The sequence below is a fragment of the Faecalimonas nexilis genome (assembly GCF_059731825.1).
This window is the reverse complement of sequence record NZ_AP029189.1, coordinates 1,555,352-1,577,890: the sequence shown is the minus strand read 5'-3', so window position 1 is coordinate 1,577,890 and position 22,539 is coordinate 1,555,352. Positions and strand designations below refer to the sequence as shown.

19 protein-coding genes are annotated in these 22,539 nt (G+C 41.0%); 2 read left to right on the top strand and 17 right to left on the bottom strand.

Translation table 11 applies throughout. The features are described from left to right. Positions 1 to 80: 80 nt before the first annotated feature. Positions 81 to 4,328, top strand: coding sequence for a 2-hydroxyacyl-CoA dehydratase (locus tag AC6I5B_RS07930; protein ID WP_117787206.1), 4,248 nt, complete (start codon positions 81 to 83; stop codon positions 4,326 to 4,328). Between the two features lie 86 nt (positions 4,329 to 4,414). On the opposite strand, the gene gpmI is transcribed toward AC6I5B_RS07930, so the two are convergent. The 10 genes from gpmI to AC6I5B_RS07880 all read right to left on the bottom strand — a co-directional run bounded on the left by gpmI (position 4,415) and on the right by AC6I5B_RS07880 (position 14,190). Continuing rightward, positions 4,415 to 5,953 (bottom strand): 2,3-bisphosphoglycerate-independent phosphoglycerate mutase, encoded by a 1,539-nt coding sequence (gene gpmI, locus AC6I5B_RS07925; protein WP_004613869.1) that lies wholly within the window; start codon positions 5,951 to 5,953, stop codon positions 4,415 to 4,417. 103 nt (positions 5,954 to 6,056) lie between these two features. After that, positions 6,057 to 6,686, bottom strand: coding sequence for an NUDIX hydrolase (locus AC6I5B_RS07920; protein ID WP_044987823.1), 630 nt, complete (start codon positions 6,684 to 6,686; stop codon positions 6,057 to 6,059). A gap of 109 nt (positions 6,687 to 6,795) precedes the next feature. Continuing rightward, a complete protein-coding gene (gene tpiA / locus AC6I5B_RS07915; RefSeq protein WP_004613871.1) occupies positions 6,796 to 7,545 on the bottom strand; it encodes a triose-phosphate isomerase in 750 nt (249 codons plus the stop codon). 119 nt (positions 7,546 to 7,664) lie between these two features. Continuing rightward, on the bottom strand, positions 7,665 to 8,858 hold the full coding sequence (locus tag AC6I5B_RS07910; protein WP_004613872.1) for a phosphoglycerate kinase: 1,194 nt from the start codon (positions 8,856 to 8,858) through the stop codon (positions 7,665 to 7,667). Between the two features lie 139 nt (positions 8,859 to 8,997). Then, the gene (gap, locus tag AC6I5B_RS07905) at positions 8,998 to 10,011 is read right to left on the bottom strand and encodes a type I glyceraldehyde-3-phosphate dehydrogenase (protein ID WP_004613873.1); all 1,014 of its coding nucleotides are present in this window, start codon (positions 10,009 to 10,011) and stop codon (positions 8,998 to 9,000) included. Positions 10,012 to 10,154: 143 nt separating this feature from the next. Then, positions 10,155 to 10,955, bottom strand: coding sequence for a histidinol-phosphatase HisJ family protein (locus AC6I5B_RS07900; protein WP_497773726.1), 801 nt, complete (start codon positions 10,953 to 10,955; stop codon positions 10,155 to 10,157). A 3-nt stretch (positions 10,956 to 10,958) separates the two neighbouring features. Beyond that, positions 10,959 to 12,047, bottom strand: coding sequence for a tRNA 2-thiouridine(34) synthase MnmA (gene mnmA, locus AC6I5B_RS07895; protein ID WP_004613875.1), 1,089 nt, complete (start codon positions 12,045 to 12,047; stop codon positions 10,959 to 10,961). Between the two features lie 22 nt (positions 12,048 to 12,069). Next, complete coding sequence (gene nifU / locus AC6I5B_RS07890) at positions 12,070 to 12,510, bottom strand: Fe-S cluster assembly scaffold protein NifU (RefSeq protein WP_004613876.1); 441 nt, start codon at positions 12,508 to 12,510, stop codon at positions 12,070 to 12,072. Between the two features lie 31 nt (positions 12,511 to 12,541). Beyond that, complete coding sequence (gene nifS, locus AC6I5B_RS07885; RefSeq protein ID WP_004613877.1) at positions 12,542 to 13,723, bottom strand: cysteine desulfurase NifS; 1,182 nt, start codon at positions 13,721 to 13,723, stop codon at positions 12,542 to 12,544. Positions 13,724 to 13,734: 11 nt separating this feature from the next. Next, a complete protein-coding gene (locus AC6I5B_RS07880) occupies positions 13,735 to 14,190 on the bottom strand; it encodes an RrF2 family transcriptional regulator (protein ID WP_004613878.1) in 456 nt (151 codons plus the stop codon). Positions 14,191 to 14,326: 136 nt separating this feature from the next. On the opposite strand from AC6I5B_RS07880, the gene AC6I5B_RS07875 reads away from it, so the two are divergent. Continuing rightward, entirely contained in the window at positions 14,327 to 15,658 is a 1,332-nt protein-coding gene (locus AC6I5B_RS07875) for a putative polysaccharide biosynthesis protein (protein WP_044987736.1), read from the top strand. A gap of 14 nt (positions 15,659 to 15,672) precedes the next feature. Here the strand turns inward: AC6I5B_RS07875 and AC6I5B_RS07870 are convergent, their stop codons facing one another. From AC6I5B_RS07870 to AC6I5B_RS07840, 7 genes are all read right to left on the bottom strand, one after another. Then, positions 15,673 to 16,215 carry a hypothetical protein gene (locus tag AC6I5B_RS07870; RefSeq protein WP_022250922.1) on the bottom strand — a complete coding sequence of 181 codons (543 nt, stop codon included), beginning with the start codon at positions 16,213 to 16,215 and terminating at the stop codon, positions 15,673 to 15,675. A 64-nt stretch (positions 16,216 to 16,279) separates the two neighbouring features. After that, positions 16,280 to 16,816, bottom strand: coding sequence for an NUDIX hydrolase (locus AC6I5B_RS07865; protein ID WP_004613881.1), 537 nt, complete (start codon positions 16,814 to 16,816; stop codon positions 16,280 to 16,282). A 73-nt stretch (positions 16,817 to 16,889) separates the two neighbouring features. Further along, positions 16,890 to 18,443: a ribonuclease Y gene (gene rny / locus AC6I5B_RS07860; RefSeq protein WP_004613882.1), complete on the bottom strand. Its 1,554-nt coding sequence runs from the start codon at positions 18,441 to 18,443 to the stop codon at positions 16,890 to 16,892. A gap of 72 nt (positions 18,444 to 18,515) precedes the next feature. Further along, positions 18,516 to 19,130: a regulatory protein RecX gene (locus tag AC6I5B_RS07855; RefSeq protein WP_004613883.1), complete on the bottom strand. Its 615-nt coding sequence runs from the start codon at positions 19,128 to 19,130 to the stop codon at positions 18,516 to 18,518. A gap of 1 nt (position 19,131) precedes the next feature. Then, positions 19,132 to 20,154, bottom strand: coding sequence for a recombinase RecA (recA, locus tag AC6I5B_RS07850; protein WP_022250921.1), 1,023 nt, complete (start codon positions 20,152 to 20,154; stop codon positions 19,132 to 19,134). A gap of 232 nt (positions 20,155 to 20,386) precedes the next feature. Continuing rightward, positions 20,387 to 21,937 (bottom strand): sodium:solute symporter family protein, encoded by a 1,551-nt coding sequence (locus tag AC6I5B_RS07845; RefSeq protein WP_004613885.1) that lies wholly within the window; start codon positions 21,935 to 21,937, stop codon positions 20,387 to 20,389. A 110-nt stretch (positions 21,938 to 22,047) separates the two neighbouring features. Continuing rightward, a complete protein-coding gene (locus AC6I5B_RS07840) occupies positions 22,048 to 22,527 on the bottom strand; it encodes a methylglyoxal synthase (protein WP_004613886.1) in 480 nt (159 codons plus the stop codon). Positions 22,528 to 22,539: the final 12 nt, after the last annotated feature.

Here is a 22,539-nt window from a genome sequence, read left to right as displayed (position 1 = left end):
GTATAATGTAGGTTGTCAAAAAAACGAAATCCATTTTAATAAGAAACTATCTGTTTCTTATCCATAAAAAGGAGATAGATATGAGTAACAATAATTTATATACTTTAGGAATTGATATCGGTTCCACTACTGTAAAAATTGCGATTTTGAACGAGCAAAACGAGGTGCTCTTCTCTGACTATGAGCGTCATTTTGCAAATATTCAAGAGACTCTTTCCGATTTGCTCGGACGTGCAATTTACAAACTGGGAGCCATCCACGTATCGCCGGTCATTACCGGTTCCGGCGGACTGACACTTGCAAAACACTTAGAGACACCATTTGTTCAGGAAGTCATTGCAGTATCTACTGCACTTCAAGACTATGCTCCACAGACAGACGTCGCAATCGAACTTGGTGGAGAAGATGCAAAAATCATCTATTTCGAAGGCGGTAATGTAGAGCAGCGCATGAACGGGATTTGTGCCGGAGGTACCGGTTCTTTCATTGACCAGATGGCTTCTCTGTTACAGACAGACGCAACCGGTCTGAATGAATATGCAAAGAACTACAAAGCTCTCTACTCTATTGCTGCACGTTGTGGTGTATTTGCCAAATCTGATATTCAGCCATTGATCAACGAAGGGGCTACCAAAGAAGATTTGTCCGCCTCTATTTTTCAGGCTGTTGTGAATCAGACGATCAGTGGACTCGCCTGCGGGAAGCCAATCCGCGGGCATGTCGCTTTTTTAGGGGGACCTCTTCACTTCCTTTCTGAATTGCGGGAGGCGTTTATCCGAACATTGAAATTAGATGATGAGCATATTATTGCTCCGACACATTCTCATCTGTTTGCTGCAATTGGTTCTGCACTGAACTCCAAGCGAGATCTGAGTGTTTCTCTTCAGGAGTTGCAGGAGCGCCTTGCCGGACATATCCACATGGACTTTGAGGTTGAACGACTCACCCCACTATTTTCGAGCAGAGCAGACTATGATGAGTTTCAAAGCAGACACGCAAAACATCAAGTACCTGTTGCTGATCTCTCCTCTTATAAAGGAAAAGCATTCCTTGGAATTGATGCCGGTTCCACTACTACCAAGGCTGCTTTAGTCGGAGAAGACGGAACTTTACTCTACTCCTTCTATCACAGCAATGATGGAGATCCTCTTGGTACGACAATCACAGCAATCAAAGATATTTACCGTCAGCTTCCAAAAGGAGTCACGATTGCGCACTCCTGCTCTACCGGATATGGCGAAGCACTGATCAAGTCCGCTTTGCTTCTTGATGAAGGCGAAGTGGAAACGGTATCTCATTATTATGCCGCCTCTTTCTTTGAGCCGGATGTAGACTGTATCCTCGACATTGGCGGTCAGGATATGAAATGCATCAAAATTAAGAATCAGACCGTCGACAGCGTTCAACTAAACGAAGCCTGCTCTTCCGGCTGCGGTTCTTTCATTGAGACATTTGCAAAATCATTGAATTACAGCGTGGAAGACTTCGCTCATGAAGCATTGTTCGCCAACCATCCAATCGACCTTGGCACACGCTGTACCGTATTTATGAACTCAAAAGTAAAACAGGCGCAAAAAGAAGGGGCTTCCGTCGCTGATATTTCTGCCGGACTTGCCTACTCTGTTATCAAAAACGCACTGTTTAAAGTTATCAAAGTATCCGATGCTTCTGAACTTGGGAAGCGGATCGTCGTGCAGGGTGGTACATTCTATAATGATGCTGTTCTTCGAAGTTTCGAGACAATCGCCGACTGCCAGGCGGTGCGACCGGATATTGCCGGAATCATGGGGGCATTTGGCGCAGCTCTCATTGCGCGCGAACGTTTCAGCGAATGCAAAGGAACTACGATGCTTTCCATTGAAGAGATTGAGCATCTAGAGTACAGTACCAGCATGGCAAAATGTAAAGGCTGTACGAATAACTGTCGTCTGACGATCAATAAATTCAGCGGCGGACGCAAATTCATTACCGGTAACCGCTGTGAACGCGGTCTCGGAAAAGAAAAATCTGACAACGGTATGCCGAACTTGTTTGCATATAAAATGCAACGTTATTTCAATTATCAGCCGCTTGAGGAATCCGAGGCAGTCCGGGGAACTGTTGGCATTCCACGTGTGCTGAATATGTATGAGAACTATCCGTTCTGGTTTACATTTTTCAACACTTTGAAATTCCGCGTAGTACTTTCTCCGGCTTCCAATCGAAAAATTTACGAACTTGGCATTGAATCAATCCCAAGTGAATCCGAATGTTATCCGGCAAAACTTGCTCACGGACATGTAGAATGGCTCATTCAGCAGGGGATTCCTTTTATCTTCTATCCTTGTATTCCTTATGAACGACAGGAATTTGAAGATGCCAACAACCATTATAACTGTCCGATTGTTACTTCTTATGCCGAAAACATAAAAAACAACATGGATGAGATCACAAACGGAAAGGTTAATTTCAAGAATCCATTTATGTCGTTTAAAAGCGAAGACACCTTATCAACCCGCCTGATTGAAGAGCTTTCTGGAGAATTTTCAATTCCGGCTGATGAGATCCGACAGGCAGTTCACCTCGCTTGGACAGAGCTCGCCAAATGCCGCGAAGACATTCGCAAAAAAGGAGAAGAAACCATTGCATATTTGGATAAGACCGGTCAACGTGGTATCGTCCTGGCAGGGCGCCCATACCACATCGATCCGGAAGTACACCATGGAATTCCGGAACTGATCAATTCTTATGGAATCGCTGTACTGACAGAAGACTCTGTCTCTCACTTACATAAAGTAGAACGTCCGCTTATCGTAATGGATCAATGGATGTACCACTCACGATTGTACGCAGCCGCTAACTATGTAAAGACAAAAGATAATTTAGATCTGATTCAATTAAATTCTTTTGGTTGTGGTTTGGATGCAGTAACAACCGACGCAGTAGCAGATATTTTGACAAAATCCGGCAAAATCTACACTTCACTGAAAATCGACGAGGTGAATAACTTAGGTGCTGCCAGAATCCGTATCCGTTCTCTTCTTTCTGCCATCCGTGTCAGAGAAGAAAAACATACTTCACGCGAGGTTAAGCCATCCTCTATTGTGAAGGTTCCATTTACGAAAGAGATGCGAAAAAACTACACAATACTTTGCCCGCAGATGTCTCCGATTCACTTCGAGCTTGTAGAACCCGCATTCCGCTCTTGCGGCTACAATATTGAAGTGCTTGCAAATGATAATAAATCCGCGGTAAATGTGGGATTAAAATATGTAAACAACGATGCCTGCTACCCTTCCTTGATGGTAGTCGGTCAGATTATGGAGGCCATTCTTTCCGGAAAATATGACACAGATAAGATTGCCGTGATCATTTCCCAGACAGGCGGAGGATGTCGTGCTTCCAACTACATCGGATTTATACGACGTGCATTGGAAAAGGCTGGTTATGCACATATTCCGGTTATCTCCATCAATTTAAGCGGACTGGAAGAAAACCCCGGCTTTAAGATTACGCTTCCACTCGTTTTAAAAGGGATGTATGCGGTTGTATTTGGAGATATTTTCATGAGAGCGCTCTATCGTGTCCGCCCATACGAGGCGGTTCCTGGCTCTGCAAATGCTCTCCATGAAAAATGGAAGAAAAAATGTATTGCATTCGTACAGAAAAAGCATCCTGGCAGACGTGAATTCAACAAAATGTGCAAGGAGATCATTGAGGGCTTTGACAATCTTCCGATGTTAGATATCCAAAAGCCGCGTGTTGGAATCGTTGGTGAGATTCTTGTAAAATTCCTTCCTGCAGCAAACAACTATCTTGTAGAGCTGTTGGAACAAGAAGGTGCCGAAGCAGTCGTTCCTGATCTGCTGGATTTCTTCTTATACTGTTTCTACAATAGTAACTTCAAAGCAGAAAAACTGGGCATGAAAAAAGCAACTGCCTACAAGGCAAACTTGGGAATCAAAGCACTGGAATGGTTCCGCGCCCCTGCCGCAAAAGCATTTGCGCAAAGTAAGCACTTTGATCCGCCGGCGAAGATTACAGACCTTGCAGATATGGCAAAAGATATTGTTTCTCTCGGAAATCAGACCGGAGAAGGCTGGTTCTTAACCGGAGAGATGTTGGAACTCATTCATAACGGCACGACAAACATTGTCTGCACCCAGCCATTTGCCTGCCTTCCAAACCATGTTGTCGGAAAAGGCGTGATTAAAGAACTGAGACGGCGTTATCCGCTCGCAAACGTCGTTGCCATCGACTACGATCCTGGCGCAAGCGAAGTAAACCAGTTGAATCGTATCAAATTGATGCTGTCAACTGCAAATAAAAACTTAAGCAAAAACAACTAATAGGATTCCAAAGGAATTTCCTCTAATTCAAAAAAGACCTTGCCAAAGCTTCACGCTCCATGCAAGGTCTTTTATGTTCTCTATAATTATTTCACAAGAAGTGATGTTCCTGTCATTTCTTTTGGTTGTTCCATTCCCATTAATTCAATCAATGTCGGAGCAATATCTGCCAGACATCCGCCTTCTCTTAATTTGTATGCAGGATCTGCATTTACTAAGATAAACGGAACCGGATTTGTTGTATGAGCTGTAAATGGCTCTCCTGTCTCATAGTCCACCAATTGCTCTGCATTTCCGTGGTCTGCACAAATAAACATCTGTCCGTCTACTTCTTTGATTGCTTCAACAGCTCTTCCCACACATGAGTCCACTGCTTCAATTGCCTTAATTGCTGCATTTTCTACACCAGTGTGTCCTACCATATCCGGATTTGCAAAGTTGATAATGATCACATCATACTTCTCAGATTTGATTGCATCTACTAACTTGTCGCACACTTCAAATGCGCTCATCTCAGGCTGTAAGTCATATGTAGCAACCTTTGGAGATTTCACCAAAATACGGTCTTCTCCCTTATTTGGCTCCTCGACACCGCCGTTGAAGAAGAATGTAACATGCGCATATTTTTCTGTCTCAGCGATTCTTGCCTGTGTCATATTGTTTGCTGCAAGGAACTCACCAAATGTATTTGTAATCTCTGTCTTATGGAAAGCAACTAATTTATTTTCAATTGTCACATCGTACTCTGTAAAGCATATAAATGTTGTCTTAACTCTTTCTCCTCTGTCAAATCCTTCAAAGTTGTCATCACAGAATGTTCTTGTGATTTCTCTTGCTCTGTCCGGTCTGAAGTTGAAGAAGATGATAGAATCGTTATCTTTAATTGTCGCAACAGGCGCTCCATCTTTTACAATCACTGTCGGTAACACAAATTCATCTGTTTTTTCTGCATCATAAGACGCCTGGACTGCGCATGGTCCACACTCTGCAGTCTCACCTTCACCTTTTACCATTGCATTGTATGCCAATTCTACACGGTCCCATCTGTTATCTCTGTCCATCGCATAGTAACGCCCCATTACAGATGCAATCTCACCTACTCCGATTTCTTTCATCTTATCCGCTAATTCCTGTACATAGTCTTTTCCAGATGCCGGCGGTGTATCACGTCCATCCAGGAAACAGTGTACATAAACTTTTGAAAGCCCTTGTTTTTTTGCAAGTTCTAACAATCCATAGATGTGAGAGTTGTGGCTGTGTACTCCACCGTCTGAAACCAGTCCGAACATATGAAGCGCTGAATCATGTTCTTTTGCATTTTTACATGCCGCTAATAATGCTTCATTCTCAAAGAAATCGCCATCCTGAATTGCCTTTGTAATTTTTGTCAGATCCTGATATACGATGCGACCTGCTCCCATATTCAAATGACCAACTTCTGAGTTTCCCATCTGACCTTCCGGAAGTCCGACTGCCATACCGCTGGCATTTCCTTTTACAAACGGATACTCTGCCATCAATTTGTCCATTACAGGGGTCTTACCTTCAAATACCGCATTTGCCTCATGCTTATCATTCAGACCATATCCGTCAAGAATCATTAAAACTGTTGGTTTCTTACTCATCTTTTCATTCTCCTTTATGTTAAACTTTTATCTTTTATCCTACCTGAATTATTTTACATGATTTTCCTTGTCGTTGCAAGTTTTTACCGATGAATTTCTCAGCTCAGATGCGTTCCTGTAAAAAATCAAATACATGTCCTTCTGGTGTATTTAAAAAATGCATCAGCATATATGCACACATAATTGCCACATTCTCTTCCTTTAAGATTCTTCGCACCTCCGCTTTATCTGCAAGCACGATCTCAATCTCCTCATTCTCCTCCTGTCCTTCTTTGGAAGGAACTCCGCTCGCATATCCATACACAGTCCCACAAGATTCATCTGTCATGCCGATCGTCGTAAAATACGGCTTTGTATACATATCCGCCGCATCAATCGGTTGGAAATCAAGTCCGGTCTCCTCTTTTAGCTCCCGCATGCCAGCCATCTTAAAGTCTTCCCCTTCATCCACAAGTCCCGCCGGGAACTCATAGATATAATCATCCAAAGGACATCTATACTGACGAATTAAGACCAGTTTTTCTTTTTTCTCTTTTTCATCTCGATAGACACTATATATAATCACTCCATCTGCCTTGTTTTCTCTTGTCTTAATCTTCAACTCTTCTGTTGTCTTTGCTCTTGATGCCACAAAATAGGTACTGTGCTTCCCTGTATCACTTTTCATATCCAGCTCGTACATGTTCAAAAACTTGTTTTGTGTTGTCTGCTTAATACTTTCTACTCTTCGCATGCTAAACACACTCTCCTCTAAAAATTTGTACCACTCTGTTTCAGGAAACAACAAAGAGTCACCGACCATTCCAGCCAATGACTCCCTGTTAGTTACTAAATTTCAAATACTATTTGTAATTTACGATTTTTCCAAAATCTGGTTTTAACGATGCTCCACCAACAAGTCCACCGTCAATATCTGCCTGAGCAAATAACTCTGGAGCGCTTGCAGCTGAAACAGAACCACCGTACTGAATGCGGATAGCTTCTGCTGTAGCTTCATCATAGATTTCTCCGATGCATTTACGGATTGCTGCACAAACTTCCTGTGCCTGCTCTGTTGTAGCTACTTTTCCTGTTCCAATAGCCCAAATTGGTTCGTAAGCGATTACCGCTGTCTTAGCCTGATCTGCTGTCACATCCAAGAAAGCAATTTTAATCTGCTGACGAATGAAATCAATTGTAACACCCTGTTCTCTCTGTGTTAATGTCTCTCCACAGCAAACGATTGGTGTAATGCCATGTTCGAAAGCTTTTTTTACTTTTTTATTTACAGTTTCATCTGTCTCTGCAAAGTATTCACGTCTCTCAGAATGTCCGATGATAACATATTTCACCCCAGCATCTGTAAGCATATTTGGCGCGATTTCTCCTGTATATGCTCCACTTTCTTCGAAGTACATATTTTCAGCACCGATTTCGATATTGCTTCCTTTTGCCGCTTCGATTGCTGGAATAATGCTGATTGCAGGTACACAAAATACTACGTCAGCATCTTCTGTAGCTACTAAAGGTTTTAATTCGTTGATCAATGCAACTGCTTCACTTGGAGTTTTGTTCATTTTCCAGTTTCCTGCAATAATTTTTCTTCTTGCCATTTTTATCGTCTCCCAATTACTATTTCATTTATTATTTGTAACTGTTCAATGCGGCGCCGTCGTACAAAAAGTACGTCAAGCCGCATCTAACGCAGTCATTTTGTCATATATGCATGCTATTACTTATCGTTAGCAGCTGCTACCCCAGGTAACTCCTTACCTTCTAAGAATTCAAGAGAGGCTCCACCACCAGTAGAGATGTGTGTCATCTTATCACCGTATCCTAATTGGTTAACTGCTGCCGCTGAATCTCCACCACCGATGATTGTCACTGCATCTGTCTCAGCCAATGCTTTTGCTACTGCTTCTGTACCTTTTGCAAAGTTTGGCATCTCGAAGCATCCCATTGGTCCATTCCATACAACTGTTTTTGCTGTCTTTACAGCTTCAGCATACAATTTTGCTGTCTCTGGCCCGATATCAAGACCTTCCCATCCATCCGGGATTTCTCCTCTGCTCACAACCTGAATATTTGCATCGTTAGAGAAATCATCCGCAACAACATGGTCTACTGGAAGTAATAATTTTACGCCTTTTTCTTCTGCTTTTTTCAACATGTTTAAAGCAAAATCGCAGTAATCTTCTTCTAACAAAGAGATACCTACTTTTCCTCCCATAGCTTTGCTGAATGTATAAGACATTCCACCGCCGATGATCAATGTGTCTACTTTGTCAAGTAAGTTTTCGATTACAGAAATCTTGCTTGATACTTTCGCTCCACCTAAGATTGCAACGAATGGTCTTTCCGGATTATTTACTGCATTTCCTAAGAAATCAATTTCTTTTTGCATCAGGTAACCAACAACTGCTGTATCTACATATTTTGTAACACCTACATTTGAGCAGTGTGCTCTGTGAGCTGTACCAAATGCATCATTTACAAATACATCACATAAAGAAGCTAACTCTTTGCTGAATTCTTCTCCATTTTTTGTTTCTTCTGCTCTGTAACGAGTATTTTCAAGAAGGATAACATCTCCATCATTCATTGCTGCAACTGCGGCTTTCGCATTCTCACCAACAACAGTTGCATCTGCTGCAAATTTTACTTCTTGTCCCAATAACTCAGATAATCTCACTGCAACTGGCGCCAATGATAATTCTGGTTTTGGCTCTCCCTTTGGTTTTCCAAGATGTGAACAAAGAATAACCTTTCCACCGTCTGCAATTAATTTTTTAATTGTAGGAAGAGCAGCTACAAGACGGTTCTCATCTGTGATTTTTCCATCAATCAATGGCACATTAAAGTCACATCTTACAAGAACTCTTTTCCCTTTTACATTGATATCATCTACTGATTTTTTGTTAAGCATAGTATTGCCTCCTTAAAAATATGATTTTATCATTGAAATAACTATACATATATGTACCATTATTTCTAAAAAAAGAGCCCGGTCCCCAATAAGACCGGACCCCTTTTTTGGATCTTAAATAATTCTGAATAGAATAAGATTATGCTAATTCAGAGAAGTATTTGATTGTTCTTACCATCTGGCTTGTGTAAGAATTTTCATTGTCATACCAAGAAACAACCTGTACTTCTGTTGTACCATTGTCTAATGGAAGAGCCATTGTCTGTGTAGCATCGAATAAAGAACCATATCTCATACCAACGATATCGCTTGAAACGATTTCATCTTCGTTGTATCCGTAAGATTCGTTAGCTGCTGCTTTCATAGCTGCATTGATTTCATCAACTGTTACGTTTCCTTCAACAACTGCTGTTAAGATTGTTGTAGATCCTGTTGGTGTTGGAACACGCTGAGCAGATCCGATTAATTTTCCGTTTAATTCTGGAATAACTAAACCGATTGCTTTTGCTGCACCTGTGCTGTTAGGTACGATATTAACAGCTGCTGCACGAGATCTTCTTAAATCACCTTTTCTCTGTGGTCCATCAAGTGTCATCTGATCACCTGTGTAAGCATGAATTGTGCACATGATACCAGATTTGATTGTAGCTAATTTGTTCAATGCATCAGCCATTGGTGCTAAGCAGTTTGTTGTACAAGAAGCTGCTGAAATTACTGTATCTTCTGGTTTTAATGTGTCATGGTTTACATTGTAAACGATTGTTGGAAGGTCATTTCCTGCTGGAGCTGAGATAACAACTTTTCTTGCACCTGCTTTGATATGAGCTTCTGCTTTTGCTTTTGATGTATAGAATCCTGTACATTCTAATACAACGTCAACACCGATTTCTCCCCATGGAAGTTCTTCAGCGTTTGCTTTTGCATAAATTTTGATTTCTTTTCCATCTACTGTGATAGAATCTTCACCTGCTGTTACTTTATCAGCTAAAGCGTATTTTCCCTGAGATGAATCGTATTTTAATAAGTGAGCTAACATTTTTGGAGATGTTAAGTCGTTGATTGCAACTACTTCATATCCTTCTGCTCCGAACATTTGTCTGAATGCAAGACGTCCAATACGTCCAAATCCATTAATCGCTACTTTTACTGCCATGATTAATTCCTCCTAAAGTTTAATTAATTATTAATTACTGTTTCACAGCGTCTATAGTGATATTCTTTACTATGTTAAAGAATCATCAACCTATTTAAGATTGTACTAAAGATAGTACAAAAATTCAAGTCTATTTTTGAATTTTATGGAAGTTGCTTAAAAACTGGCTTTCTTTCTTTAAATTCTGTATAATATTTGAATCCACATTCTCTCAGGATCGGAGCCACCTTTTCAAAATCATATGCAATATGTTCAGGCTTATGTCCATCTGCCCCGATTGTGATGATCTCTCCTCCAAGCTCACAGTATCTTTTTAAAATGTCAGGATGCGGATGACAAAAGCCCAATCCATATTTAAACCCTGCTGTATTGAGTTCAATCCCTTTTCCATGTGCGATCAAATATTTTAAAATTTCGTCAATTTCATCCGAAAATTTTGTATAAGAATAATATTTTTCTTTTCCGCATCGGACAATATAGTCAATGTGTCCCAGTACATCAAAATCTTTAATTGCCCGAATGTCCGTCAGTGTCTCCAAAAATGCCTGACGGTAAGCTTCTGCATCTGTCTTATCTTCAAAAAACTCTCCGTAATACGGATCCATCCGATTCACAACGTGTACAGATCCAATCACAAAGTCAAACGGATACGACGAAACATACTCTTTATATGCATTCCCCAAATGCGGTTGAAGTCCAATCTCCACACCAATTCGAATATCAATCTTGTCCTGATACATTTCCCGTAGTTTTTTCATTTTCCGAAAATAGGTATCAGTATCAAATAAGAAGAGAGTTTCTTCTCCCGGAAAGTCAAAATCCTGATGATCCGTAAAACAGATTGTCTTAAGTCCCATTCTTATTGCCTCTTCAACCATTTTTTCCGGCATCGTCTCCGAATCAGACGAAAACGATGTGTGCATATGAAAATCTGCTTTTATCATATTCTATTCTCCTATAATCGTACCCCCGCCAAGAACATAATCTCCATCGTAAAAAACAACAGCCTGCCCCGGTGTCACAGCCCTTTGCTGTTCTTCAAATGTACAACGTACCTCATCCTCTCCAATACGTTCCACTTCGCACCAAGCACCTTTGTGATTATAGCGTATTTTGGCAAATACACGGATTTTCTCTCCCTCTTTCAGATCTTCAATGGACATAAAATTCAATTGATTTGCCCGCAATGTATACGTAAGTGATTCCTCATTGCTGCCAATCACAACTTCATTCGTCTCCGGGCGGATCTCCAAGACAAAAACAGGATGTCCAAGCGACAGACCAAGTCCCTTCCTCTGTCCAACTGTGTAATGGGTAATTCCTTTATGTCTTCCGACAACAGTTCCATCCGACAACACAAAATTTCCTTCCGGAATCTTTTTCTCAATTGTCTCCTCGATAAATTCCGCATAATTTCCGTCGGGCACAAAACAAATATCCTGACTGTCTGGTTTGTTCGCCACTCGAAGCCCAATTTTTTCTGCAATTTCCCGTACTTCCTCTTTCGCATAAGCGCCGACCGGCATCAGTGTTCTCTTCAACTGCTCCTGTGTCAGATTGTAAAGCGCATATGTCTGATCCTTTGCAAGTGTGGCTGAACGTCTCAGGCTATATCTTCCATTGGGAAGTTTTTCAATTCTGGCGTAATGACCTGTTGCAATATAATCTGCTCCGATATCCATACTTCTTTTCAGGAGCGACTCCCACTTCACATAGCGGTTACATGCAATACATGGATTTGGTGTCCTTCCATTTAAATATTCATCAACAAAATAGTCAATTACATTTTCTTTGAACTCCTTCTTAAAATTCATAACATAATAAGGAATCCCCAGATCACTCGCAACTCTTCTGGCATCATCTACCGCTGTCAAGCCACAGCATCCTCCATTTTCTTCCTGTATGGCTCTGTCTTCATCCTGCCAAATCTGCATCGTCACACCAATCACATCATATCCTTCTTCTTTTAAAAGATACGCCGCAACCGATGAGTCTACACCGCCCGACATCCCGACAACTACTTTCTTCTTTTCCATTTGGCTCCCTCTGTTCTACCTCTTAGTATTCTTCTTCCTCTTCTTCATCTTCATGAATATCTGATTTTGGTTTTTCCAAACCTTCAATCTTAATTCCGTGTTTTTCGGCATAATCCCAAAGCGCAGCATGGATTGCTTCCTCTGCAAGCAGTGAACAATGTACTTTTACAGGCGGAAGTCCGTCCAGCGCTTCCATAACCGCCTTGTTTGTGACTTGAAGTGCGTCGTAGATGCTTTTTCCTTTTACAAGTTCTGTCGCCATACTGCTTGTAGCAACAGCTGCTCCACAGCCAAATGTTTTGAATTTCACATCTTGAATGATCTGGTTATCATCAATGTCAAGATAGATTCTCATAATATCTCCACATTTTGCATTCCCTACTGTACCAACGCCACTGGCGTTTTCAATTTCTCCTACGTTTCTTGGGTTTTGGAAATGATCCATTACTTTTTCTGTATACATATCTGATTCTCCTTTTATTCATTTCTATTATTTATTTCTGTTTTTTCACAAAATCTTCATACAGTGGCGACATGCTGCGAAGTTGCGCCACAATTTCTTTCAGACAATCTACCACATAGTCAATCTCTTCTTTTGTTGTCTCTTCGCTCAACGTCAGTCTTAACGATCCATGTGCGATTTCGTGTGGCAAACCGATTGCCAAAAGAACATGCGAAGGATCCAAAGACCCTGATGTACAGGCTGATCCACTGGAACCGCAAATTCCTTTCATATCGAGCATAATCAAAAGCGATTCCCCTTCAATAAACTGAAAACTGAAATTTACATTGTTCGGAAGGCGATCTGTTCTATGTCCATTCAGCCTGCAGTACGGAATCTCTGCAAGCACACGTTCAATCAAATGATCTCTCAATTCAATCTCTTTCGATGTACGCTCTTTCATTGTGCGCACCGCTCTTTCAACCGCTGTTCCAAGTCCGATAATTCCAGGTACGTTCTCTGTTCCTGCACGACGTTTTCTTTCCTGTGCTCCTCCGTGCACAAAAGAACGGATCTTTACTCCTTTTCGGATATACAAAAATCCAATCCCTTTTGGACCGTTTAACTTATGTCCACTTGCGCTCAGCATATCAACGTGACATTCGTCTACATTAATCGGTACTTGCCCGAATGCCTGCACCGCATCTGTGTGGAATAAAATTCCGTGTTCATGTGCAATCTCACCGATCTCTTTGATTGGCTGAATCGTTCCAATCTCATTATTAGCATACATCACAGAAATCAAAATAGTCGTAGGTCTGATTGCAGCTTTCAGTTCTTCCAGTTTTACCACGCCATTCTCATCCACATCCAAATATGTCACTTCATATCCGTTTTTCTCCAGGTAATCGCCTGTGTGAAGAATTGCATGATGTTCAATCTTTGTTGTGATAATATGATTTCCTTTATTTTTGTAAGCCTCTGCTGTTGCTTTCAGCGCCCAGTTATCTGATTCGGAACCGCCTGCAGTAAAATAAATTTCATTTGCGTTTGCACCCAGTGCGTCTGCAATAATCTCGCGTTGTTTTGTAATCGCATCCTTATTCTTTGCTGCAAAACTGTAAACGCTGGATGGATTCCCATAATTTTCTGTAAAATACGGAAGCATCGCCTCTACTACTTCCGGTGCTGTTTTTGTTGTCGCCGCATTATCTAAATAAATAAGTCTGTCCATGTTCTTTCCTCCTAATTATTGCAATTTTTCTGTATGGTCAAATTCTGTTGAATCTGCTTACTTTCTTCTACGAGCTGCTTTAAATCAATCTCATCGACTGTTCGATTAATGCTTTCATTGATCTTCTTCCAAACATACTTTGTGACACAGCCTCCTGCTGCCTCGCATGATTCTTCTTCGTGAAAAGCCGCACACTCTACCGGCTCCAAATTTCCTTCCAACGCTCTTAATACATCTCCGACTGAAATCTCACTGACATCTTTCGCAAGCACATAGCCTCCGCCGGCTCCCCGTATGCTTTTAATCAATCCGGCTCTCTTCAGCAAAGCCATCAGCTGCTCCAAATATCGCTCGGATATGTCCTGTCTCGCCGAAATACTGCTGATTGGAACGGGCTCTATCTCACTATATTGAGCAATATCAATCAAAGCACGAAGACCGTAGCGCCCTTTTGTTGATATTTTCAAAACTTCACCTTCTTTGGTCTATTTAATTCCTAGTGAATTACTAGGGTTTATTTCTTTTGTAGAATATCACTCTCTTCAAGTTCTGTCAAGGGCATTCTGGGAATATGTTATAAAGACAAAAAATTCAGGAGAAGACATGTCTGAAAAACACACTATTTTGAAAGGTACATTCATTCTCACTGCCACTGGCTTTCTAAGCCGTTTCATTGGCTTTTTTTACCGTATGTTCTTAAGCCATACTTTCGGGGAGGAAAGCGTGGGACTCTACCAACTGATTTTCCCCATCTACGCACTTTGCTTTTCGCTCACCACAGCCGGAATCGAAGTTGCTCTTTCCCGGTGCGTCGCAAGAAAAGTAGCTCTTTCCAGACACAAAGAAGCAAGACAACTTTTGTATGTCGGGCTTTTCCTTTCCATTGCGCTCTCTACGGTCACCGCAGCTATATTACAGACAAATGCCTCTGCTTTTTCCATCTATATCCTTGGCGATATACGCTGTGAACCATTACTCATTGCGATCTCTTATTCGCTTCCTTTCGCATCTGTCCACAGTTGTATCTGCGGATACTATCTCGGGCGAAAGCAGACAAAAATTCCGGCACTCGCACAACTTATCGAACAAATTGCACGAGTCTTCAGTGTATATGTCATATATATGATTGCACTAAAAAAAGAGCAACCAGTCACAATACTGTTTGCGGTAATCGGTCTTGTCATTGGAGAAATCGTTTCTTCACTCTTTTGTATACAATGTTTTACATACGGAAAAGTCTTTGCCCGTATTCACTTTATCTTAAAAAACAATTTTTCTCACTTAAAAGAACTTCTAAAACTTTCCGTGCCTCTCACTGCCAACCGTATTCTTCTGAATATTTTACAGAGCATCGAGGCAATTTCCATTCCCATACGTTTACAACAGTATGGGTACACTTCCTCTGATGCACTCAGTGCCTATGGAGTTCTCACTGGAATGGCTTTGCCGTGTATTCTGTTTCCATCCGCAATTACAAACGCTGTCTCTACGATGCTTCTTCCTACAGTTACAGAGATTCAAACTTCAAACAACTGGAAACAGCTAAAGAAACTCATCCAAAAGGTTATACTTTATTGTTTTTCTCTTGGTTTTTTTTGCTGTATACTCTTTCTCCTATTCGGGAACTGGATTGGAACCATCTTATTCCACAGTCAGCTTGCCGGAAATTTTTTACTGACCCTTTCCTGGATTTGTCCATTTCTATATGCAAATTCTACGCTCATCAGTATCATAAACGGACTTGGAAATACAACAATCTCTTTTCTGATAAATACTTTTGGACTCTTCATACGCATTATCGGAGTGATTGTTTTTATCCCACAGATTGGATTGAATGGTTATCTTTGGGGACTCCTTGCAAGTCAACTTTCTGTCAGTATTCTAAGCATCCTGTATTTAAGCTGTCATTTAAAAAAACGAGAGTTTGCAACCTAAGGCAAACTCTCGTTTCACAATAATCCAATAACTAATTTCATTAATATGGGATTCGTATACACTTCTAAAATCATCCCAACAGCCATAGAAATTCCTGCTGCTGCCGTCTTTTTTATATTCCATCTCCCGTTCGGATATGTGTACAGATACCATAGCAGAATCACGTATGCGAACCCATAAAAAAGAATCTGCGGCAACATTCCCACAATACACAATAGAATTCCTTTCATTCCAAGAGAAATTACAGAAGAAACTGCTACAACGCCACCTGAAAAGCCTGTCCAGCCAATGCACAGTCCAACAACTGTTTTCTTCCATTTCATACATCCTAAAATACATATCACACAAAAAGGGACAAGTCTTGCTCGCAGGATATACCACAAATATTCTTCTGCCACAATATCGGTTTTAGCATATTGCTTCAAGAAACCGTCATCGAAAATTCCGCCCGACATAATATACCTGTCAGAAATCAAATTCGCATACAAAATACCAATTAAAAAACCACCCAGCAGAAACATTGCAAAAAATTGATTTTTACTTCTGTATGACCTCACATATCTACCTCCCGTCTTTCACACTTCAACTTAGGATATTTCATTATATGCAAGGTCCATCCGTTTATGCTTTTATTTTTACTGCATATGACATCAGCGAAGCAATCGTCTTAGAATCTTCAATCTCTCCGGAAAAAATTTTCTCTTTTAACTCCTCCATTGTGTAAGCCTCTACGTCAATCGACTCATCTTCATCTAAATTCTGCTTGGATGGTATCAAATTTTTTGCGACGTATACTTCCACTCTCTCATTACAAAACGCCACCGCTGTTCTCAATGTAATCAGCCATTCCAAATCTTCTGAGCGAAATCCCGTCTCCTCCTCCAATTCCCTTGCCGCACACTCTTTGCCGGGTTCCCCCTGTGTATCCAAAGCTCCGGCCGGAATCTCCAATGTATACCTGTCCAACGCATTTCGATACTGTCTTACCATCAAAATCTTTCCTTCTTTTGTAACAGGAATCACCGCAGCTGCACCTTTATGCTGCAGATAGTCCCATTTTGCAATATGTCCGTTCACCTCAACATGATCACAATACATATCCAATATCGTTCCTCTGTATTTCAGTTCTCGTTTAATCCTTTTTACTTTTTCACCCATCTCATATCCCTCCAATATATAGAAATTCCCATATATCAACTTGATATATGGGAATCGTTTTCATTTATTGTGACTATTTTGCATAGTCTGTAACACGTGATTCACGAATCACATTCACTTTAACCTGTCCAGGATATTCCAATTCAAACTCAATTTGTTTTGAAATATTTCTAGCCATCAGTACCATGTCTGCATCAGACACTTGTTCTGGAACTACCATGACACGAATCTCTCTACCTGCCTGAATAGCAAAAGATTTATCGACACCTTTAAATTGGTTGGCGATATCTTCTAATTGTTTTAATCTGTTTGTATATGTTTCCAATGTCTCTCTTCTTGCGCCAGGTCTTGCTGCAGAAATTGTATCTGCCGCCTGAACGATACATGCAATTAACGATTCCGGCTCTACATCACCATGATGCGCTTCTACCGCGTTAATCACAACCGGCGACTCTTTGTATTTTCTACAAAGATCCACACCAATCTGAATATGGGAGCCTTCCACATCGTGATCGATTGATTTTCCGATATCATGTAAAAGACCAGCTCTCTTCGCAACCCTGACATCCAAACCAATCTCACTTGCGAGAAGTCCGGATAACTGCGCTACTTCCATGGAATGCTTCAATGCATTCTGCCCATAGCTGGTTCTAAATTTCATTCTTCCTAACAGACGAATCAGTTCTGGATGAATACCATGTACTCCAACTTCTAAAGCTGCTGCCTCTCCCTCTTCACGAATCATCAATTCCACATCTTTTTGTGCTTTCTCTACCATTTCTTCAATTCTTGCGGGATGAATTCTTCCATCTACAATCAATCTCTCGAGAGCAATTCTCGCAACTTCTCTTCTGATCGGATCAAATCCTGATAAAACGACAGCTTCCGGAGTATCATCTATAATCAATTCTACTCCTGTCATTGTCTCGAGTGTACGAATGTTTCGTCCCTCTCTACCAATAATTCTTCCCTTCATCTCATCACTTGGAAGTTGTACAACCGAAATTGTAGTCTCCGCAACATGATCTGCCGCACACTTCTGAATCGCTGTTACGACATACTCTCTTGCCTTTTTGGCAGCTTCCTCTTTTGCCTGCGTTTCCAATTCTTTGATCATCCTCGCAGTGTCATGTTTGACATCATCTTCAACAGTTTTTAACAAATAATCCTTTGCTTGTTCGGAGGTTAATCCTGAGATTCTTTCTAGTTCCTGTACTCTTTGCTGATTAAGCTCTTCTACTTTCGCTTCACGCTGCTTAATTTGCTCTTCTCTCGCCGTAAAGTTTGCTTCACGCTGCTCAATTGCTTCTGATCTTTTGTCTAAAGCTTCTTCCTTGGATAACACTCTTTTCTCATAGCGTTGTAATTCAGATCGTCTTTCCTTTGTCTCTTTTTCGAGTTCATTCTTTGTCTTGATAGACTCTTCTTTTACTTCCAAGAGCGCTTCTTTTTTCGTTGTCTCAGCAGTTTTCAATGCATCATCAATAATTTCTCTCGCCCGAGTCTCCGCACTTCCGATCTTCGAATCTGCGTCTTTTGTCAGGCTTGAAATCGTCAGGAAACGAGTGATGACCGCTGCAACAATGAATGCAACTACAGCAATAATTATAGTAATTATTGTTGGCACAGGAGCACCTCCTTATTTAATTTTCATTGTACAAATACAACACTTAAATTTTATACTCTTTTCACAATTATGTCAAGTATTCCATTCAGAAACTTGTATTACTTGACGGATGTCCTCGTAACGGAAACCTTTTCTTAGCAGATACCCGCAAATCTTCGCTTTTTCTGCTTCTGTCGCCTTCTCTGCACAAAATCTCTTTTTTTCAAGAATTTTTTGAATTGCTCCCCGTTCCTCTTCCATCTCATAACACTCTTCCATGACTTTGTCAATCGTCTCTTTTGCGACACCTTTCTGACAGAGTGATGCATAAATTTCTTTTTTGCTCTTGCTGTTCTGTCTGCTGAGCACAAATCGCCTTGCATAATTTTCGTCTTCCACATATCCAAAGGATTTTACATAAGCCATCGCCTGTTCAATAATATCATCCGGATATAATCCCTGCTTTAATTTCGTGCGAAGTTGCGATTCTGTGCGATCCATGTCTGTCAACAGATGCATTGCCCGCAGCTTGGCACGTTTTAACACAATCTCACTGAGAATCTGACTGACCAGCCTCTCGTCCACCTCTGTGTCCTGCGCGATATGATATCGGGACAGCTCTCCTTTGTATAATACAAAGGCAAACTGTCCGTCTATGAATACCTTATACTTTGTCTTTGTCACTGGCTCAATCTTCGTGACATACATTCTATTCTTCCTCTTCCTTCTCTACGGAACCGTCCAAATGATAATGCGCTCTGATCTTCTCTTCCAACTCTTCCATAATTTCCGGATGCTGTCCAAGATATATCTTCGCATTCTCTCTTCCCTGTCCAATCTTATCTCCATTATAGGCATACCATGCCCCACTCTTATTCACAAGATCAAGTTTTGTTGCAAGATCCAGAATATCTCCTTCTTTGGAAATTCCCTTTCCAAACATGATATCAAATTCTGCTTCCTTGAACGGAGGTGCAATCTTATTCTTCACAATCTTGATACGTGTACGATTTCCCACCATCTCACCATTCTGTTTTAAAGTTTCAATCCTTCTGACATCCATACGCACGGAAGCATAGAATTTTAAAGCTCGTCCACCGGTTGTCGTCTCCGGATTTCCAAACATCACACCAACTTTCTCTCGAAGCTGGTTGATAAAAATCACAACACAGTTTGATTTGCTAATAACAGGAGTCAGCTTTCTGAGTGCCTGCGACATCAAACGCGCTTGCAGACCGACATGACTGTCTCCCATGTCTCCTTCTATCTCCTGTTTCGGAACAAGTGCTGCGACCGAGTCAATTACAATAATATCCATCGCGCCGGAGCGAACCATCGTCTCGGCAATCTCAAGTGCCTGATCTCCACTATCCGGCTGTGAAATGTATAATTCATCAATATTTACACCAATATTTTTTGCATAGACAGGATCAAGCGCATGCTCTGCATCAATAAATCCCGCAATTCCGCCTCTTTTTTGTACCTCTGCAATCATATGTAACGTAACCGTCGTCTTACCACTTGACTCAGGACCATATACCTCAATTACTCTTCCCTTCGGTACACCCCCAAGACCAAGTGCAATATCAAGACTTAAAGAACCTGTCGGCACCGTCTCCACAGAGACATTCGCCCCTGCATCACCAAGCTTCATCACCGTACCTTTTCCAAAATCCTTCTCCAACTTTAAAATCGCTGCATCCAGCGCTTTTTGTTTATCTTCATTTGCCATATTACGTATCTCCTTCTTCACACCGCGAACTTATGTTCGTTTTTCTAATTAATATACTATTATACTTGTCTCAAAATGTCAATACTTTTATTCTCACCTCCTGCTTACAAATTTCCATGTGGGTAATTTCAGCGAATCTGCCAATGAATGTATATAATGAGCGAACGCTCTATTGAATGAACACTTTTAGAATATCATAATTCTCATCTTTGCACAAGAAAAGAATCCATTTTCAGGATTCTTTTCTTTCTCTATTTCCGGCTTCTAACGAATGTTTTTTGCTGATAACTACTTTTTCATCATAGCATGCAAATAACTGCTTTAACGTATCTTTCTCCATTTTGGGAGTCAGGACACTGACAATCGGGACGATGACAAGACCTGCTGCCATAGCAATTGCTCCCGCATTGATTGGTGATGAGATATATTGAAAGAACATATTAGATACTGTAATTCCAATTCCAGAAAAAAAGCTTGTCCACACCGCAGCCTTTGTGACTCCTTTCCAATACAACCCATATAAAAACGGAGCTAGAAATGCTCCAGCGAGCGCTCCCCAGGAGATGCCCATCAACTGCGCAATAAAAGTCGGTGGATCAAGTGCAAGCAGCACTGAAACGACAATAAAAAACACAATCAGAATCTGCATGGTAATAACTTGCTTTTTCTCACTCATATTTTTTATGATATTATCTTTCAGAAAGTCCAAAGTCAATGTTGAACTGGATGTTAGTACGAGTGAGGACAGTGTAGACATCGATGCCGACAGGACAAGCACGACGACAATTCCTATCAGAATATCAGGTAAAGAAGATAACATATGTGGAATAATGCTGTCAAACACAATCATTCCGGATTCATCGTATAATTCTTTTCCATCAAACAAACGTCCAAAACCTCCAAGAAAATAGCATCCTCCCGATACCACAATGGCGAAGATTGTCGAAATTACCGTTCCTGTATTAATCGATTTTTCATCTTTAATAGCATAAAATTTATGTATCATCTGGGGCAATCCCCAGGTTCCAAGAGAGGTCAGTACCACAACTCCCAAAAGGTTCATTGGATCTGGTCCGAAGAAGGATGTAAATGCACCAGGTTGTCCGGCTGTCAATGCCACATCACTTTCAATCTGTGCAAGCTTTCTAATCGCCTCTACAAATCCTCCCTGATTGTTTAACACTGCCACAATAACTGCTACAATCCCTATCAACATAATGATTCCCTGGATAAAGTCATTGATCGCAGTTGCCATATACCCTCCAAGAATTACATATATAGCGGTAAATGCTGCCATAGTCACTACACACCATGTATACGGGACATGAAATGCCATCTCAAACAAACGGGACAGACCGTTGTAAATGGATGCGGTATATGGAACCAAAAATACAAACACAATGACCGATGCCACAATCTTCAGACTCTTGCTCTGATATCTCTCACCAAAAAAATCCGGCATCGTCTTTGACCGTAAATGTTGACTCATAACCCTTGTCCTTCTCCCTAGCACAACCCAGGCCAAAAGACTTCCAAGAACTGCATTCCCAATTCCAATCCATGTGGATGCAATTCCGTATTTCCATCCAAACTGACCCGCATATCCGACAAATACAACCGCCGAAAAATAAGAAGTCCCATACGCAAATGCAGTGAGCCAGGGTCCAACGGAACGTCCACCCAGCACAAACGCGTCTACACTTTTTGTATGTCTCCGAGAATAAATCCCAACCACTGCCATCACTGCAAAAAAAATCACCAGCAGAATTACTTTTACACCCATCTTCTTCCCCCTTCTTTTAAATTAGCAGTTTAAAGTGTTACGCTTTAAACTGCTAAAGTTTCTTAATAATTAAAGAATAGCACACGCGAATATGGATGTCAACAAATAGTTTATTCTTTCATCTTTTCTACACGTTCCTGAATTGTTTTATTAAAATTTTCTACTTTTCTGCAGTATGGCTCACTCATATATTTAGAATGCAGCATAAAATCTGCCGTTGCCAGATTGTTTGCAATCGGAATATCATACACGACTGCAATTCGAAGCAAGGCTTTCACATCCGGATCATGTGGCTGTGCTTCTAATGGATCCCATAAAAAGATCATAAAATCAATCTGTCCTTCCACAATCTTTGCTCCGATCTGCTGATCTCCTCCAAGCGGTCCGCTGTTATAACCTTTTACAGGTAACCCTGTTTTTTCCGCAATCAGTCGGGATGTCGTTCCTGTTCCACATAAAAAGTGACTTTTTAAAATCTCCTTGTTCTGATCACACCACTCTACCAGCTCTTTCTTCTTTCCGTCATGAGCAACCAGTGCAATATGCTTTGCTTTTCCAATTTCAAATGTAACATAATTATCTTGTAACACAATGATCCCTTC

Bases quoted from the DNA above. Each gene is read 5' to 3' on its own strand.
- AC6I5B_RS07930 (WP_117787206.1), top strand. From the start codon at position 81: ATGAGTAACAATAATTTATATACTTTAGGAATTGATATCGGTTCCACT.
- gpmI (WP_004613869.1), bottom strand. From the start codon at position 5,953: ATGAGTAAGAAACCAACAGTTTTAATGATTCTTGACGGATATGGTCTG.
- AC6I5B_RS07920 (WP_044987823.1), bottom strand. From the start codon at position 6,686: ATGCGAAGAGTAGAAAGTATTAAGCAGACAACACAAAACAAGTTTTTG.
- tpiA (WP_004613871.1), bottom strand. From the start codon at position 7,545: ATGGCAAGAAGAAAAATTATTGCAGGAAACTGGAAAATGAACAAAACT.
- AC6I5B_RS07910 (WP_004613872.1), bottom strand. From the start codon at position 8,858: ATGCTTAACAAAAAATCAGTAGATGATATCAATGTAAAAGGGAAAAGA.
- gap (WP_004613873.1), bottom strand. From the start codon at position 10,011: ATGGCAGTAAAAGTAGCGATTAATGGATTTGGACGTATTGGACGTCTT.
- AC6I5B_RS07900 (WP_497773726.1), bottom strand. From the start codon at position 10,955: ATGATAAAAGCAGATTTTCATATGCACACATCGTTTTCGTCTGATTCG.
- mnmA (WP_004613875.1), bottom strand. From the start codon at position 12,047: ATGGAAAAGAAGAAAGTAGTTGTCGGGATGTCGGGCGGTGTAGACTCA.
- nifU (WP_004613876.1), bottom strand. From the start codon at position 12,510: ATGTATACAGAAAAAGTAATGGATCATTTCCAAAACCCAAGAAACGTA.
- nifS (WP_004613877.1), bottom strand. From the start codon at position 13,723: ATGGACAGACTTATTTATTTAGATAATGCGGCGACAACAAAAACAGCA.
- AC6I5B_RS07875 (WP_044987736.1), top strand. From the start codon at position 14,327: ATGTCTGAAAAACACACTATTTTGAAAGGTACATTCATTCTCACTGCC.
- AC6I5B_RS07865 (WP_004613881.1), bottom strand. From the start codon at position 16,816: ATGGGTGAAAAAGTAAAAAGGATTAAACGAGAACTGAAATACAGAGGA.
- AC6I5B_RS07855 (WP_004613883.1), bottom strand. From the start codon at position 19,130: ATGTATGTCACGAAGATTGAGCCAGTGACAAAGACAAAGTATAAGGTA.
- recA (WP_022250921.1), bottom strand. From the start codon at position 20,154: ATGGCAAATGAAGATAAACAAAAAGCGCTGGATGCAGCGATTTTAAAG.
- AC6I5B_RS07845 (WP_004613885.1), bottom strand. From the start codon at position 21,937: ATGGGTGTAAAAGTAATTCTGCTGGTGATTTTTTTTGCAGTGATGGCA.